This is a genomic window from Streptomyces sp. NPDC048636 (assembly GCF_040650655.1).
In the GTDB taxonomy this organism is placed as follows: Bacteria; Actinomycetota; Actinomycetes; order Streptomycetales; family Streptomycetaceae; genus Streptomyces.
Map to the genome: position 1 here is coordinate 902,867 of NZ_JBEZHR010000001.1, position 16,748 is coordinate 919,614.

The 16,748-nt window shown below is 71.1% G+C and carries 14 protein-coding genes; all 14 read left to right on the forward strand.

What is annotated here, in order from left to right; all coding sequences use genetic code 11:
- Nucleotides 1-148 precede the first annotated feature (148 nt).
- Nucleotides 149-580: a response regulator gene (locus AB0C66_RS04165; RefSeq protein WP_254738519.1), complete on the forward strand. Its 432-nt coding sequence runs from the start codon at nucleotides 149-151 to the stop codon at nucleotides 578-580.
- Between the two features lie 462 nt (nucleotides 581-1,042).
- Complete coding sequence (nrtL, locus tag AB0C66_RS04170; RefSeq protein ID WP_362432533.1) at nucleotides 1,043-2,071, forward strand: ArgS-related anticodon-binding protein NrtL; 1,029 nt, start codon at nucleotides 1,043-1,045, stop codon at nucleotides 2,069-2,071.
- Between the two features lie 19 nt (nucleotides 2,072-2,090).
- Nucleotides 2,091-3,482, forward strand: a complete 1,392-nt coding sequence (gene lysA, locus AB0C66_RS04175) for a diaminopimelate decarboxylase (RefSeq protein ID WP_362432535.1) — start codon at nucleotides 2,091-2,093, stop codon at nucleotides 3,480-3,482.
- Nucleotides 3,483-3,576: 94 nt separating this feature from the next.
- Nucleotides 3,577-4,869, forward strand: a complete 1,293-nt coding sequence (locus AB0C66_RS04180; protein ID WP_362432537.1) for a homoserine dehydrogenase — start codon at nucleotides 3,577-3,579, stop codon at nucleotides 4,867-4,869.
- Nucleotides 4,870-4,970: 101 nt separating this feature from the next.
- Entirely contained in the window at nucleotides 4,971-6,059 is a 1,089-nt protein-coding gene (gene thrC / locus AB0C66_RS04185; protein ID WP_362433365.1) for a threonine synthase, read from the forward strand.
- 361 nt (nucleotides 6,060-6,420) lie between these two features.
- Nucleotides 6,421-7,335, forward strand: a complete 915-nt coding sequence (gene thrB / locus AB0C66_RS04190; protein WP_362432540.1) for a homoserine kinase — start codon at nucleotides 6,421-6,423, stop codon at nucleotides 7,333-7,335.
- Between the two features lie 405 nt (nucleotides 7,336-7,740).
- Complete coding sequence (rho, locus tag AB0C66_RS04195) at nucleotides 7,741-9,879, forward strand: transcription termination factor Rho (RefSeq protein ID WP_362432542.1); 2,139 nt, start codon at nucleotides 7,741-7,743, stop codon at nucleotides 9,877-9,879.
- A 385-nt stretch (nucleotides 9,880-10,264) separates the two neighbouring features.
- Entirely contained in the window at nucleotides 10,265-11,383 is a 1,119-nt protein-coding gene (locus tag AB0C66_RS04200) for an LCP family protein (protein WP_362432545.1), read from the forward strand.
- 168 nt (nucleotides 11,384-11,551) lie between these two features.
- A complete protein-coding gene (rpmE, locus tag AB0C66_RS04205; protein ID WP_362432547.1) occupies nucleotides 11,552-11,776 on the forward strand; it encodes a 50S ribosomal protein L31 in 225 nt (74 codons plus the stop codon).
- Nucleotides 11,777-11,899: 123 nt separating this feature from the next.
- Nucleotides 11,900-12,967 carry a peptide chain release factor 1 gene (gene prfA / locus AB0C66_RS04210; protein WP_362432549.1) on the forward strand — a complete coding sequence of 356 codons (1,068 nt, stop codon included), beginning with the start codon at nucleotides 11,900-11,902 and terminating at the stop codon, nucleotides 12,965-12,967.
- Nucleotides 12,968-13,022: 55 nt separating this feature from the next.
- Nucleotides 13,023-13,868, forward strand: coding sequence for a peptide chain release factor N(5)-glutamine methyltransferase (prmC, locus tag AB0C66_RS04215; protein ID WP_362432552.1), 846 nt, complete (start codon nucleotides 13,023-13,025; stop codon nucleotides 13,866-13,868).
- Nucleotides 13,869-13,914: 46 nt separating this feature from the next.
- Nucleotides 13,915-14,562, forward strand: coding sequence for an L-threonylcarbamoyladenylate synthase (locus AB0C66_RS04220; RefSeq protein WP_362432554.1), 648 nt, complete (start codon nucleotides 13,915-13,917; stop codon nucleotides 14,560-14,562).
- Entirely contained in the window at nucleotides 14,559-15,221 is a 663-nt protein-coding gene (locus AB0C66_RS04225; RefSeq protein WP_362432556.1) for a protein-tyrosine-phosphatase, read from the forward strand. Before AB0C66_RS04220 ends, AB0C66_RS04225 begins: the two co-directional genes overlap by 4 nt.
- Nucleotides 15,222-15,343: 122 nt before the next feature.
- Nucleotides 15,344-16,690, forward strand: a complete 1,347-nt coding sequence (gene glyA, locus AB0C66_RS04230) for a serine hydroxymethyltransferase (RefSeq protein WP_362432559.1) — start codon at nucleotides 15,344-15,346, stop codon at nucleotides 16,688-16,690.
- Nucleotides 16,691-16,748: the final 58 nt, after the last annotated feature.

Here is a 16,748-nt window from a genome sequence, read left to right on the forward strand (position 1 = left end):
CGGTTCGGAGGTGGGGACGGGCGGAGTGGAGGGGGATATACCGCATGTGGAGGCGGGGGCGCAGGAGTCCGGTGGAAAGGTCCCCCGCACGTGGCGGAAGTGGGCAAAACCCGGACGTGGCCGGGGTGGCGCGCCTACTCTTCAGTTTGTGCCTGGGTTGTCCGGCCGGGTCCTTGTCGTAGACGACAACAAGGTCATCCGGCAGCTGATCAGGGTCAACCTCGAGCTGGAGGGCTTCGAGGTCGTGACCGCGGCTGATGGTGCCGAGTGCCTGGAGATCGTTCATCAGGTGCGGCCCGATGTGATCACTCTTGATGTCGTGATGCCCAGACTTGATGGGCTGCACACGGCATCACGGTTGCGTGCGGATGCGCGGACGTGCCATGTGCCCGTCGCGATCATCAGCGCGTGTACGCAGTACGAGATGGACAGTGGGAAGGCGCTGGGCGTCGATGCGTTCCTGGCGAAACCCTTCGAGCCGACCGAGCTGGTGCAGCTCGTGGGTCGGCTGATGAGGCGAGGGGGCGCTGGGGCCTCGGCTCCCGGTGATGCCGCGCCGGTTGTGGGTCCCACCGGTTAGCCGATCGAGCCCGCCGAGCCGCCGGGCGGCGGTAGGGGTCGACGGCTGGTGGCCGACGCGGCCGTGGCTGTGGTGACCGGCCACCGGAGCTGGCGATGTTCCGTGACCGGCGGGCGGGGATCGCTATCCCGCCACCCGCGACCGGTGCGCGATGGCCGGGTTTTCCACGACCTGTGGTGTTCCCGGGATCCGGACCGGGGCCGGTTCCTGCGGCGGGCCGTGCCGCGGTCGGGCGAGTGTGGTGGTCACCCGTGATCACCGCTCCGCCCGACGGTCGGGAAATCGGCGGTCACCGCCACCATCACCCCCGTCCCCTGGCCCCACCGCCCCCCGATCACGCCCGGCGCACGCCGTACCGGTGCCCGGCGTGCACGGCCCGCGCCCGGCCCCGTTCACCCTCTCCGCGTCCGAAGGACGAAACCGGTTCGCGGGGGCACCCCCCTCCTCCCATACGCTTGTCCCGTGACACCCGCCCAGCTCTCCCGCACTGTGCTGCACACCGTGCGTCGTGCCGTCGAGGACGACGAACTGTGTGTGACCGTGCCGGACCGGGTGAAGGTGCGGACTCCGCCGCGGCCCGGCTGTGGCGACTACGCCACCAACGTGGCCCTCCAGCTCGCCCGGGGAGACAGGGGAGACAGAGGCGACGGCGGCGACCCGCTGCGGATCGCCGAGATACTGCGGCGGCGTCTCGTGCGTACACCCGGGATCGCGCGCGTGGACATCGCCGCCCCCGGGTTTCTGAACATCACCCTCGACGCCACCTCCCACGGACACCTCGTGGACACCGTCCTCGCCCAGGGGCCCGGTTACGGGCACGGGGACGGCATGGCCGGGGAGCGGATCCGGTTCGCCACCGGGACGGCCGACGGGGAGGTGCGCGCCGCCCTCGTCGCCCATGTCGTACGCGGGCTCGTCACCGCCTGCGGAGGGCGGGCGGAGGACGACGGTCCCGGCGGGGAGAGCCTAGCCGTCCGGGCCGCCGGTGTCTGCGCCGACGAGCTGCTCATCCGGCTCGGCCCGGACGCCGTCCGCTGGGCACTGCTCCGTCCGCCCGTCCATGACCTCCCCGACCTCGACCCCGGGCGCCTGCTCGCGCAGCGCGAGGCCAACCCCCTCTTCCGCGTCCGCTACGCCCACGCCCGGGCGCGGGCCGTGCTGCGGAACGCCTGTGACCTCGGATTCGGGCCGCGGGCCGACGGGGCCTCCTACGACCACCCCGCCGAGACCGCGCTGCTCGCCCTGCTCGGGGACTTCCCCCGCACCGTCGAGGCCGCCGCCCGGCACCGGGCGCCCGACCGGCTGGCGCGGCATCTCGTCGCCACCGCCGACGCCTTCTTCCGCTGCCACGGCACATGTCCGCCCCTCCCGCGCGGCGAGCAGAAACCCTCGGCCGTCCACCGCTCGCGTGCGGCCCTCGCCGAGGCCGCCGGGACGGTGCTCGCCGGCGGCCTCCACCTGCTCGGCATGACCGCGCCAGAACATCTGTGACACCTGCGAGAGAGACACCATGAGCCGTTCCGCCCACCCCGCCGGGCCCCGCCACGCCGACGTCCTCCCCGAGGGGCACTACAGCGCGCCGCCCGCCGATCTCAACCAGCTGGACCCGCGGGTCTGGTCCCGCACCGTCTCCCGGAACGCCGACGGTGTCGCCACCGTGGGCGGGATCGATGTGACGCGGCTGGCCGAGGAGTTCGGGACGCCGGGCTACTTCCTGGACGAGGAGGACTTCCGGGCCCGCTGCCGGGCCTGGCGGGAGGCGTTCGGGGACGAGGCCGATGTGTTCTACGCGGGGAAGGCGTTCCTCTCCCGGGCCGTGGTGCGCTGGCTGCACGAGGAGGGGCTGAACCTCGACGTCTGCTCGGAGGGGGAGCTGGCCACCGCGCTGGCCGCCGGGATGCCCGCGGAGCGGATCGCGCTGCACGGGAACAACAAGTCCACGCGGGAGATCACACGGGCGGTCGAGGCCGGGGTCGGGCGGATCGTGCTCGACTCCTTCCAGGAGATCGTGCGGGTGGCGCATATCGCGCAGCGGCTCGGCAGGCGCCAGCGGGTGCAGATCCGGGTCACGGTGGGCGTCGAGGCGCACACCCATGAGTTCATCGCGACCGCGCACGAGGACCAGAAGTTCGGCATTCCGCTGGCGGGCGGGCTGGCCGCCGAGGCGGTGCGGCGGACGCTGAAGCTGGACGGGGTGGAGCTGATCGGCATCCACTCGCACATCGGCTCGCAGATCTTCGACACCTCCGGGTTCGAGGTGGCCGCCCACCGCGTGGTCGGGCTGCTGAAGGAGGTCCGTGACGAGCACGGGGTGGAGCTGCCCGAGATCGACCTCGGTGGCGGCCTCGGCATCGCGTACACGCCGGACGACGACCCCAGTGAGCCGCAGGACATCGCCGCGGCGCTGCGCGAGATCGTGCACCGGGAGTGCCTGGGGGCGGGGCTCGCGGTGCCGCGGCTGTCGGTGGAGCCGGGGCGGGCGATCGTCGGGCCGACCGCGTTCACCCTGTACGAGGTGGGGACGGTCAAGGAGCTGCCCGGCCTGCGGACGTACGTGAGCGTCGATGGCGGGATGTCCGACAACATCCGTACGGCGCTCTACGACGCCGAGTACTCGGTGGCGCTGGTCTCCCGGATCTCCACCGCCGAGCCGATGCTCTCCCGGGTGGTCGGCAAGCACTGCGAATCCGGTGACATCGTGGTCCGGGACGCGTTTCTGCCCGCCGATCTGGCGCCCGGCGACCTGATCGCCGTCCCCGCCACCGGCGCGTACTGCCGCTCGATGGCGAGCAACTACAACCACGCGCTGCGTCCGCCGGTCGTCGCCGTGCGCGACGGACAGGCGCGGGAGATCGTCCGGCGCGAGACCGAGGAAGACCTTCTGCGGCTCGATGTCGGCTAGCGAGAAATAAATCTCGGATACTGGACCCGGGATAGGAAATTCCGTCCAGTGCCTGAGACTGGTGCACCAAACGATGGATGAGAAACGAGGTCGGATGATGCGTACGCGTCCGCTGAAAGTGGCGCTGCTGGGCTGTGGGGTAGTGGGCTCAGAGGTGGCGCGCATCATGACGACGCACGCGGACGACCTCACGGCGCGGATCGGGGCTCCGGTGGAGCTGGCCGGGGTGGCCGTACGCCGCCCCAACCGGGTCCGTGAGGGGGTGCCGGAGCATCTGGTGACCACCGACGCCACCGCCCTGGTCAAACGCGGGGACATCGATGTGGTGGTCGAGGTGATCGGCGGGATCGAGCCCGCCCGGTCCCTCATCACCACCGCGTTCGAGCACGGCGCGAGCGTGGTCTCCGCCAACAAGGCGCTGGTCTCCCAGGATGGCGCGGCGCTGCACGCCGCGGCCCAGGAGCGCGGTGCGGACCTGTACTACGAGGCGGCGGTCGCGGGCGCGATCCCGCTGGTGCGGCCGCTGCGCGAATCGCTGGCGGGCGACAAGGTCAACCGGGTCCTCGGCATCGTCAACGGCACCACCAACTTCATCCTCGACCGGATGGACGGCAGCGGCGCGGGCTACAGCGAGGCGCTGGACGAGGCCACCGCGCTGGGCTACGCCGAGGCCGACCCCACGGCCGATGTCGAGGGGTTCGACGCCGCCGCCAAGGCCGCGATCCTCGCCGGGATCGCCTTCCACACCCGGGTCACCCTCGACGATGTGCACCGCGAGGGCATCACCGAGGTGACCGCGGCCGATATCGCCTCCGCCAGGCGCATGGGCTGCACCGTCAAGCTGCTCGCCATCTGTGAGCGGGCCGCGGACGGCCGGTCGGTCACCGCGCGGGTGCATCCGGCGATGATTCCGCTGGCCCATCCGCTGGCCTCGGTCCGCGAGGCGTACAACGCCGTGTTCGTGGAGGCCGAGGCCGCCGGTCAGCTGATGTTCTACGGGCCGGGGGCCGGTGGCTCGCCGACCGCCTCGGCGGTGCTGGGCGATCTGGTCGCCGCCTGCCGCAACAGGCTGGCGGGCGCCACCGGACCGGGGGAGTCCGCCTACAGCAGGCTTCCGGTGAGCCCCATGGGCGATGTCGTGACTCGATACCACATCAGCCTCGATGTCGCCGATAAGCCGGGCGTTCTCGCTCAGGTCGCGACAGTCTTCGCCGAGCACGGAGTGTCGATCGATACGGTCCGCCAGCAGGGGAAGGACGGCGAGGCCTCCCTCGTGGTCGTGACCCACCGCGCGAGCGACGCCGCGCTGTCGGCGACCGTGGAGACGCTGCGCCGCCTCGACACGGTCCGCGATGTCGCCAGCATCATGCGGGTCGAGGGTGAGTAGAGAGCGGGTGGAGCGTGGGACGCGGGCATACCGCACAGCAGCGGGGTCAGTAGCAGGGGAGTAAGGAAACCATGAACGCAATCGCCGACGCCGGGCCGCTCATGTCCGGCACCCGCCAGTGGCACGGCTGGCGGGGCATCATCGAGGAGTACCGCGACCGTCTTCCGGTCGGCGGGACGACGCCCGTCGTCACCCTCCGCGAGGGCGGTACCCCGCTCGTTCCCGCGCAGGTGCTCTCCGAGCGCACCGGCTGCGAGGTCCACCTCAAGGTCGAGGGCGCCAACCCCACCGGATCCTTCAAGGACCGCGGGATGACGATGGCCATCAGCGCGGCCAAGGAGGCCGGTGCCAAGGCCGTCATCTGCGCCTCCACCGGCAACACCTCGGCCTCGGCCGCGGCGTACGCGGTGCGGGCCGGGATGGTCTGCGCGGTGCTGGTGCCGCAGGGGAAGATCGCGCTGGGCAAGATGGGCCAGGCCCTGGTGCACGGTGCGAAGATCCTCCAGGTCGACGGCAATTTCGACGACTGCCTGACGCTGGCGCGGGGGCTGTCCGAGAAGTACCCGGTGGCACTGGTCAATTCGGTCAACCCGGCACGTATCGAGGGGCAGAAGACCGCGGCCTTCGAAATCGTCGACATGCTCGGCGACGCGCCCGACATCCATGTGCTCCCGGTGGGCAACGCGGGCAACATCACGGCCTACTGGAAGGGCTACCAGGAGTACGCGGCGCCCTTCGGGGGCCAGGACCCCCGGTCCACCCGCACCCCCCGGATGTGGGGCTTCCAGGCGTCCGGCGCGGCGCCGATCGTACGCGGTGAGCCGGTCCGCGAGCCCAGCACCATCGCCACCGCGATCCGCATCGGCAACCCCGCCTCCTGGACCTTCGCCGAGCGGGCCCGGGACGAGTCGGGCGGCCTCATCGACGAGGTGACCGACCGTCAGATCCTTGCCGCCTACCGGCTGCTCGCCTCCCAGGAGGGCGTCTTCGTGGAGCCGGCCTCCGCGGCGAGCGTGGCGGGCCTGCTGAAGGCGGCCGAGCAGGGGCTGGTCGACCCGGGCCAGCGCATCGTCTGTACGGTGACGGGCAACGGGCTCAAGGACCCCGACTGGGCGGTCGCGGGAGCGCCGCAGCCCGTCGTGGTCCCGGTGGACGCGGACGCCGCGGCCGTGCGGCTCGGACTGGTCTAGTACGGCGCGGGCCGGGGTCCAACGGATCCCGGCCCGTTCCGCACCGGTGCCCGAACCGGCTCCCACCGGCGGCTTTCTCGCAATCCACTCGAGTGGTGGAGGAGATGCACGGGAGCGACGAGGGCGCGCGGAACGCTCCAGTAGAGTGGGCGCGGATGACGGCAGGGAGCGCGACACGCATCGTGCGCCTCCCGTGCGCCCTATGTCGCCACAGAACCTTCCTTCGATAGGCTGTACTGAATCCGCCCCGACGCAGAGTTCCCACCTCTGCGCGGCGTCGCCGTACTTCGCGTGACAACCCCCGCGGTTTTCCGTACCTCTTCGAGCAATCTCACGCACACACAAGGAGAGTCATCGAGCGATGGCCGGTCCAGCGTTCCGCGCCGCCGCCGTCCGAGTGCGCGTCCCCGCCTCGAGCGCCAATCTCGGCCCCGGCTTCGACGCCCTCGGTCTGGCCCTGGGGCTCTACGACGACGTGGTGGTCCGGGTGGCCGACTCCGGTCTGCATGTCGACATCGCGGGCGAAGGCGCACAGACCCTGCCGCGCGACGAGAGCCATCTGCTCGTACGGTCCTTGCGCACCGCGTTCGACCTGCTGGGCGGACAGCCGCGGGGTCTCGAGGTGGTGTGCGCCAACCGCATTCCGCACGGCCGGGGCCTCGGCTCCTCCTCCGCCGCCATCTGCGCCGGGATCGTCGCCGCCCGCGCGGTGACGATAGGCGGCGCCGAAAGGCTCGACGACGCGGCGCTGCTGGAGCTGGCCACCGAGATCGAGGGCCACCCCGACAATGTCGCCGCATGCCTGCTCGGCGGCTTCACCCTCGCCTGGACGGACGCGGGAGCCGCGCGGGCGATCAAGATGGACCCAGCCGATTCCATCGTTCCGGTGGTCTTCGTCCCGAGCCGCCCGGTGCTCACGGAGACCGCCCGCGGACTGCTGCCGCGCACCGTCCCGCATGTGGACGCGGCGGTCAACGCGGGGCGGGCGGCCCTGCTCGTGGAGGCCCTGACCAGGCGTCCCGAGCTGCTGCTCGCGGCGACGGAGGACCGGCTGCACCAGGAATACCGCGCTCCGGCGATGCCCGAGAGCGTGGCCCTGGTGAACCGACTGCGCGCGGACGGCGTCCCCGCGGTCATCTCCGGTGCGGGCCCCACGGTGCTCGCGCTGGTCGAAGACGGTGCGGCCGACAAGGTCGCACGACTGGCGGGTGAGGGATGGGCGGCCAACCGGCTGGCTCTCGACGCCGGGGGGGCGAGCGTTCTGCCGCTCAGCTGACACCACGCCCGGAACCGCCCGGGCGCTGGGAAAACTCGATAGCCGGTCTTGTGAGAGGGGGAATGTTTGTTGGATCCGGTAGTGTTAACCTCAAGTCTGCACTGGATGCCTCTTGGATGTACTCGGAGGCGAGGTGCTCAGTGTCCCCATCCGGGACCACCCTTCTTCCGGGAGCCTCCCAGCACTGCCTGAGCAGCCTGCCTGAGCAGTATCGAGCACGCTCCGGAATCGGCGCGGCGGAGCCGAGGAAAGTCTTCCGTCTCGCCGGAACCATGAATTGATCTTTCCGCCGTAACCCGGCGGACCACCGCCCCGGCCCGGTCCGTAACGGAAGGACCACAGCCGGACAGCACAACCGGTCGCCGAGCCAGACAGGCCGACGCCCGCTCCAGGGAAGGACCCTTCGTGAGCGACACCACCGATCTGATGGGCGTGAACGCCTCCGGCACCTCCGACAGCAGTGTCGGCAATGCCGCCGCGCCCGCTACGGACGCTCCCGCCGCGCCTGCCACCGGTGCTGCCACTGGCGCTGCCCCGCGGCGACGCCGCTCGGGCACCGGCCTTGACGCCATGGTCCTGGCGGAGCTCCAGCAGCTCGCCTCGAGCCTCGGTATCAAGGGCACCGCGCGGATGCGCAAGAGCCAGCTGATCGAGGTCATCAAGGAGAAGCAGGCCGCGGGCTCCGGCGGAGCCCAGAGCTCCGATTCCGCCTCCGACGAGGGGGGGAGCAAGCCCAAGCGCCGTGCCACCTCCCGGGTCCGTACGGGCGATGACAGCGCCGACGCGGCCAAGGAGAAGGCCGCGAAGACCGCCAAGGCCGAGAAGAACGACAAGGCCGACAAGGCCAAGGCGGAGAAGAGCGACAAGGCCGAGAAGGCCGTGGCGCAGGCGCAGATCGAGATCCCGGGCCAGCCGGGTGAGCCGGCCGCCGATGAGCAGCCCGCCGGTGAGCGCCGCCGTCGTCGTGCGACCGCGCCGGCCGCCAGCCCCGAGCAGGGGGCCACGGCCACCGCCGTCGAGACCAAGGCGGACAGCAGGACCGACACCGCGGCCGGTGCCCGCACCGAGGCCAAGGCGGACGCGAAGGCCGAGGCCGCCGTGGACACCGCCGACGGCAAGGGCGGCAAGGGCGGCGACCGTCAGGACCGCGGCCAGAAGGGCGACCGCCGGGAGCGCGGCGGCCAGCGTGACCGCCGCGGCGGCAAGGGGGACGACGGCCAGCAGGGCGGCGGCCGCCAGCAGCGCGACGGACGCGGCCAGGGCCAGCAGCGAGCCGCCGCCGCCGTCGATGACGCGGACGACGACTTCGAGGGCGGGCGCCGCGGGCGCCGCGGCCGTTACCGGGACCGCCGTGGCCGCCGTGGCCGCGACGACTTCGGCAATGAGCCGCAGGTGTCCGAGGACGATGTGCTGATCCCGGTCGCGGGCATCCTCGACATCCTCGACAACTACGCGTTCATCCGGACCTCCGGTTACCTCCCGGGCCCGAACGACGTCTATGTCTCGCTGGCCCAGGTCCGTAAGAACGGTCTGCGCAAGGGTGACCACGTCACCGGCGCGGTCCGGCAGCCGCGTGAGGGCGAGCGCCGCGAGAAGTTCAACGCGCTGGTCCGGCTGGACTCGGTCAACGGCATGGCGCCCGAAACCGGGCGCGGGCGGCCGGAGTTCGGGAAGCTGACGCCGCTTTACCCGCAGGATCGGCTCCGTCTGGAGACCGAGGCCGGCGGGCTGACGACCCGGATCATCGACCTGGTCGCGCCGATCGGCAAGGGCCAGCGCGGTCTGATCGTGGCCCCGCCGAAGACCGGTAAGACCATGATCATGCAGGCGATCGCCAATGCGATCACCCGCAACAGCCCCGAGTGCCATCTGATGGTCGTCCTCGTCGACGAGCGGCCGGAAGAGGTCACCGATATGCAGCGGTCGGTCAAGGGCGAGGTCATCTCCTCGACCTTCGACCGCCCGGCCGAGGACCACACCACCGTCGCCGAGCTGGCGATCGAGCGGGCCAAGCGCCTGGTCGAGCTGGGTCATGACGTGGTGGTGCTGCTGGACTCGATCACGCGTCTGGGCCGTGCCTACAACCTGGCGGCGCCCGCCTCCGGCCGTATCCTCTCCGGTGGTGTCGACTCGACCGCGCTCTACCCGCCGAAGAAGTTCTTCGGCGCCGCGCGCAACATCGAGGACGGCGGCTCGCTGACCATCCTGGCCACCGCGCTGGTCGAGACCGGCTCGCGGATGGACGAGGTGATCTTCGAGGAGTTCAAGGGCACCGGCAACATGGAGCTCAAGCTGGACCGGAAGCTCGCCGACAAGCGCATCTTCCCGGCGGTGGACGTCGACCCGTCCAGCACCCGTAAGGAAGAGATCCTGCTGGCGCCGGAGGAGCTGAGCATCGTCTGGAAGCTCCGCCGGGTGCTGCACGCGCTGGACTCGCAGCAGGCCATCGAGCTGCTGCTGGACAAGATGAAGCAGACCAAGTCCAACGCCGAGTTCCTGATGCAGATCGCCAAGACCACGCCCACCCCGGGCAACGGCGACTGATCCGGCACGCTCCGTAGATCCGTAGAAGGGCCCTCCCGCCACGGCGGGAGGGCCCTTCTGTCATGCGGAACGCCCGCCCGGAACGTCCGTCGGAACGGCCATGGAGATCGTCGCCGACTTTGTCGTTGAGATCTGAACCACAGCGGGCGCACCCCTCACGGACCGGCCGCGAGGGTGTGGTGGACGGCAAACGCGCAGCTCAGGGCGGCGAGAAGGACGAAGGGGACGAACGGCACCGGGTGGTGCGCGGGCGGAAATCCAGAAAAGAACATATGCAACCCTTGCGCTCGGCCTTTCGTCTGTCTGGGCGACACCGATCCGGACCGCGACGCCAGGCCTGACCGTGACGGCAGGGGGTACCCGGGGGACGAGGACTGAGGAGCACATGGCTGACGACAGCAGCAGCACGCCGGTGGACCCGGGCCGTCCACGAGCGCGCGGAGCCGGTGGCCGCCGCCGTAAACGCCCCAGCACGCGCCGCCGTGCCGTGCACTACACGATATGGACCCTGGCCGCCGTGCTGGTCCTCGGAGGCGCCGGACTCGGGTACCTCTACTACAAGCTCAACGGCAATCTCACCAGCGTCGACATCAACGCGGCCCTCGGCTCCGACCGCCCCAAGAACGTCGACAACGGTTCGATGGACATCCTCGTCCTCGGCTCCGACTCCCGGGCCGGGAAGAACGCCAAGTACGGTAAGGACGAGGGCACTTCGCGCTCCGACACCGCGATGATCGTCCATGTCTACCAGGGCCGCAAGAAGGCCAGCGTGGTCAGCATCCCGCGGGACACCATGGTCAAGCGCCCCTCCTGTGTGAAGGACGGCAAGGAGACCCCCGAGGCGCGGCTGGCCATGTTCAACAGCGCCTACGAGGTCGGCGGCCCGGCCTGTGCGGTCAAGACCGTCGAGTCCATGACCCACATACGCATGGACCACTACCTCGAGGTCGACTTCTCCGGCTTCAAGCAGCTGATCAACGACCTCGGCGGCGTCGACATCACCACCACCTCGCCGATCCACGACAAGAAGAGCCACCTCGACCTCGAGCCCGGTCCGCACAACCTCAACGGTGAGCAGTCCCTGGGCCTGGTGCGGACCCGGCACGGTGTCGGCGACGGCAGCGACCTCGGCCGGATCAAGCTCCAGCAGGCGTTCGTCAAGGCGCTGCTGGACCAGATCAAGCAGGTCGACCTGTTCGGCAGCCCGAAGAAGCTCTACGACCTGGCGGACACCTCCACCAAGGCCCTCACCACCGACTCCGAGCTGGGTTCGGTCAACAAGCTGAAGGGCTTCGCCCAGAGCGTCAAGGGCATCGGTTCGGGCGATATGAAGATGACCACGCTGCCGGTCATGTACGACCCCGACGACCCCGACCGGGTGCTGCCCATGGAGCGCAAGTCCGAGCTGATGTGGCGGGCCCTGCGCCAGGACCGGCCGATCCCCGCCTCCGCCACCAAGGGCTCGGCCGGTGAGGCCACCAGCGCGGGCAAGGTCGTCAAGTAGCGCGGGTCCGCACCGCCCCGGCGGGTGCGGCCGGGGCCCGGGAATATCCGGGCCCCACCCCCGGTTTTGGGGGATACGGCCAGTGCTGGCAGACTGGACCGTCGGTCCCGGTTCACGACGGACAACCCGCCCGTCGACCCGGTGCCCTCCCGAATCTAGGAGAATCCCTTGAAGCGCGACATCCACCCGGAGTACGTCGAGACGCAGGTCAGCTGCACCTGTGGCGCGTCCTTCACCACCCGTAGCACCGTGAGCGGCGGCAGCATCCGCGCCGACATCTGCTCCGAGTGCCACCCGTTCTACACGGGCAAGCAGAAGATCCTCGACACCGGTGGCCGTGTGGCGCGGTTCGAGGCCCGCTTCGGCAAGAAGGCTGGGTCCGCCCAGAAGTAGCGACCCGTACGGCGCCGGTCTTCGGTCGCCCCGTCCTGGGGCGACCGGACCGGCGTTTTGTCGTCACCGGCCCTCCCGGCTCTTCCCCGCACGCCCCACCCGCAGACCACCCAGGGAGCCCCGATGTTCGAGGCGGTCGAGGAACTCATCGGCGAACACGCCGACCTCGAGAAGCGGCTCGCCGACCCCGCGGTCCACGCCGACCAGCGCGAAGCGATGCGGCTCAACAAGCGCTACGCCGAGCTGACCCCGATCCTCACCGTCTACCGCGACTGGAAGCGGACGGGCGACGACATCGGAACGGCCCAGGAGCTCGCCCAGGACGACCCGGAATTCGCCGACGAGGTCAAGGAGCTGGAGCTGCGGCGCGAGGAGCTCACCGAGCGGCTCCGGCTGCTGCTGGTGCCCCGCGACCCGAGCGACGACAAGGACGTGATCCTCGAGGTCAAGGCGGGCGAGGGCGGTGAGGAGTCCGCCCTGTTCGCGGGCGACCTGCTGCGGATGTATCTGCGCTACGCCGAGCGCGTGGGCTGGAAGACCGAGATCCTCGAGGCCAACGAGTCCGACCTCGGCGGCTACAAGGACGTCCAGGTCGCGGTGAAGACCAAGGGCTCGACCGAACCCGGTCAGGGCGTCTGGGCGCGGCTGAAGTACGAGGGCGGGGTGCACCGCGTACAGCGGGTGCCGGCCACCGAGTCGCAGGGCCGTATCCACACCTCCGCCGCCGGCGTGCTGGTCACCCCGGAGGCCGAGGAGGTCGAGGTCGAGATCGGCCCCAACGATCTGCGGATCGACGTCTACCGCTCGTCCGGGCCCGGCGGCCAGTCGGTCAACACCACCGACTCCGCGGTGCGCATCACCCACCTGCCCACCGGCATCGTCGTCTCCTGCCAGAACGAGAAGAGCCAGCTCCAGAACAAGGAGCAGGCGCTGCGTATCCTGCGCTCGCGGCTGCTGGCCGCGGCCCAGGAGGAGGCTGAGAAGGAGGCGTCCGACGCCCGCCGCAGCCAGGTCCGCACGGTTGACCGCTCCGAGCGCATCCGTACGTACAACTTCCCGGAAAACCGGATCTCGGACCACCGGGTCGGCTTCAAGGCGTACAACTTGGACCAGGTGCTCGACGGCGAACTCGACCCGGTGATCCAGGCGTGTGTCGACGCGGACGCGGCCGCCAAGCTGGCCGCGGCGTAGCAGAGCACCGACCGGGAACACCCGTGCCCTTGTCCGGACCGGCTGGAGGAATTCAGTGAACGTGCTGCTCGCCGAGGTGGCCCAGGCCACCCAGCGGCTGGCCGACGCGGGCGTGCCCTCTCCGCGCTTCGACGCCGAGGAGCTCGCCGCCTTCGTGCACGGCGTCAAGCGGGGTGAGCTGCACGGCGTCGCCGACGCCGACTTCGACGCCCGCTACTGGGAGGCGGTCGCCCGCCGCGAGGCCCGCGAGCCCCTTCAGCACATCACCGGCCGGACCTTCTTCCGGTATCTGGAGCTCCAGGTCGGACCGGGCGTCTTCGTCCCCCGCCCGGAGACCGAGTCGGTGGTCGGCTGGGCCATAGACGCGGTCCGGGCCATGGACGTCGTCGAACCGCTCATCGTGGACCTGTGCACCGGCTCCGGGGCCATCGCCCTCGCCCTCGCCCAGGAGGTGCCGCGCTCCCGGGTGCACGCCGTGGAGCTGGACGAGGGCGCCCTCCAGTGGGCCCGCAAGAACGTCGAGGGGTCCCGCGTCGTTCTCCAGCAAGGAGACGCGTTGACGGCCCTGCCCGAGCTCGACGGGCAGGTGGACCTCGTCATCAGCAATCCGCCGTACATCCCGCTGACCGAGTGGGAGTACGTCGCACCGGAGGCCCGCGACCACGACCCCCAGCTCGCGCTGTTCTCCGGCGAGGACGGCCTCGATGTGATCCGCGGCCTGGAGCGCACGGCCCACCGGCTGCTGCGTCCGGGAGGCGTCGTCGTCATCGAGCACGCAGACACCCAGGGCGGCCAGGTGCCATGGATCTTCACGGAGGAGCGTGGCTGGGCGGACGCCGCCGACCACCCCGACCTGAACAACCGGCCCCGGTTCGCCACCGCGCGGAAGGCCATGCCGTGACGGCGGCACCGCACCCCACCCTGGCCACGTACGAGGAGGTCCGTTAATGGCACGGCGCTACGACTGCGGGGACGCCACCGATCGCAAGACCGGCCTGCGCGAGGCCGCGTCCGCGGTCCGCCGCGGCGAACTGGTCGTGCTGCCCACCGACACCGTCTACGGGATCGGTGCGGACGCCTTCAGCGCCGAGGCGGTCGGCGATCTGCTGGAGGCCAAGGGCCGGGGCCGCAATATGCCCACCCCCGTCCTCGTCGGCTCTCCGAACACCCTGCACGGGCTGGTCACCGACTTCTCCGAGCAGGCCTGGGAGCTGGTCGACGCCTTCTGGCCGGGCGCGCTCACCCTGGTCGCCCGGCATCAGCCGTCGCTCACCTGGGACCTGGGGGAGACCCGTGGCACCGTGGCGATCCGGATGCCGCTGCACCCGGTCGCCATCGAACTGCTCACGGACTTCGGGCCGATGGCGGTCTCCAGCGCCAACCTCACCGGACATCCGTCCCCCCAGGACTGCGACGCCGCCCAGGAGATGCTCGGCGACTCCGTCTCGGTCTACCTCGACGGCGGGCCCACCCCCGCCGCCGTCCCGTCCTCCATCGTCGACGTCACCGGCAAGGTGCCGGTGCTGCTGCGCCCGGGCGCGCTCACCGCGGAGCAGCTCCGCGAGGTCGTCCCCGACCTCGAGGTGGCCAATTGACAGCCCCTGAGACGGGGCGTGGCATAGCGGAACACCGGGCGAAGCACGCCGAGACCTCCTTCCGCATCCTCCACGTCAGCACCGGCAACGTCTGCCGCTCGCCGATCACCGAGCGGCTGACCCGGCATGCCCTCACCCACCGCCTCGGCAGCGCCCGTACCAGCGGACTGATCGTGGAGAGCGCGGGCACCTGGGGGCATGAGGGCGCGCCCATGGAGGCGCATGCCGCGACCGTCCTGACCGACTTCGGCGCCGACCCGGCGGGCTTCCTCGGCCGCGAACTGCTCGACGAGCACGTGATCCGGGCCGATCTGGTGCTCACCGCGACCCGCGACCACCGCGCCCAGGTCATCTCGATGGGGCACTCGGCGGGTCTGCGCACCTTCACCCTCAAGGAGTTCACCCGGCTGGTGCGGGCCATAGACCCGGCCACCCTCCCCGACCCGGAGGAGACCGGCGGAGTGGTCGAGCGCGCCCGCGCCCTGGTGCAGGCGGCGGCCGCGCTGCGCGGCTGGCTGCTGGCCCCCACCGAGGAGGCGGACGAGGTGCACGACCCCTACGGCGCCCCCATCACCTTCTTCCGCTCCATCGGCGATGAGATCCACCAGGCGCTGGACCCGGTCGTCACGGCCCTGACGGGGGTCCCCGCCCCGGCCTGAGCGCCGCCGCGGCCGCATGGGGGCCACCGGGGGCACGGTGGCCGCACGGCGCGCACCGACGGCCCGCCCGGCCTACATTTGGGGGTGACGCCCGACCGACCCTCCCAAGGCTGTGAGCAGCGATGGCCGTCACCTCCGCGGGGACCAGGGGCGGCGCTCCCGCCGATCCCTCCGGTGCCCCGGGCCGTACCCCCTGGGGCCCCGACTTCGACGCGCTGGCCCGCCAGGACCCCGAGCTCGCGGGGATCATCCTGAGTGAAATGGACCGCGTCTCCAGCGGGCTCCAGCTGATCGCCGCGGAGAACTTCACCTCGCCCGCCGTACTCGCCGCGCTGGCCTCCCCGCTCGCCAACAAGTACGCCGAGGGCTATCCCGGAGCCCGCCACCACGGCGGCTGTGAACTGGTCGACATCGCCGAGCGGGTCGCCCAGGACCGTGCGAAGGCCCTGTTCGGCGCCGAGCACGCCAATGTGCAGCCGCATTCGGGCTCCTCGGCGGTGCTGGCCGCGTACGCCGCGCTGCTGCGGCCCGGTGACACCGTGCTGGCGATGGCGCTGCCGCACGGCGGCCATCTCACCCATGGCTCCCCGGCGAACTTCTCCGGCCGCTGGTTCGACTTCGTCGGCTACCACGTCGACCCGGCCACCGGGCTCATCGACTACGACCAGCTCCGCATGCTGGCCCGGGTGCACCGGCCGAAGGCCATCGTGTGCGGTTCCATCTCCTATCCCCGCCACCCCGACTACGCCGCCTTCCGGGATGTCGCGGACGAGGTCGGGGCGTACCTCATCGCCGACGCCGCGCACCCCATCGGTCTGGTCGCGGGCAAGGCGGCGCCCAGTCCGGTGCCGTACGCCGACGTGGTGTGCGCAACGACACACAAGGTGTTGCGCGGGCCGCGCGGCGGGATGCTGCTGTGCGGCGCGGAGCTGGCCGAGCGCATCGACCGGGCGGTGTTCCCGTTCACCCAGGGCGGTGCCCAGATGCACACCGTGGCGGCCAAGGCGGTGGCGTTCGGCGAGGCCGCCGCGCCCGCCTTCACCGGCTATGCGCAGCGGGTGGTGGCCAATGCCCGGGTGCTGGCGGACGCGCTGGTCGCGGAGGGTCTCGCGGTCGCCACCGGCGGTACCGACACCCATATGATCACCGCGGATCCGGCCCCGCTGGGGCTGGACGGACGCACCGCACGGGGCCGCTGCGCCGGTTCCGGGATCGTGCTGGACACCTGTGCCCTGGCCTCCGCGACGGAGCCCGGAGAGTGCGTCAAGGGGCTGCGGCTGGGCACCGCGGCGGTGACCACCCAGGGCATGGGAGCGCCCGAGATGGAGCGCATAGCCGCCCTGATCGGAACCGCGCTGCGGGACGAGCGCGTCGTACGGGAGAAGGTGGCGGAACTGGCCGGCAGATTTCCGCCCTATCCGGACGAGGGCCGGCGCATGCAACCATCCGAAGGTGTAGGACGTCTGTAAGTACGTTCACCGGTTGCGGTCCGACACGCATAGGGTGTGTGGCTGTGATGGCCAGCGA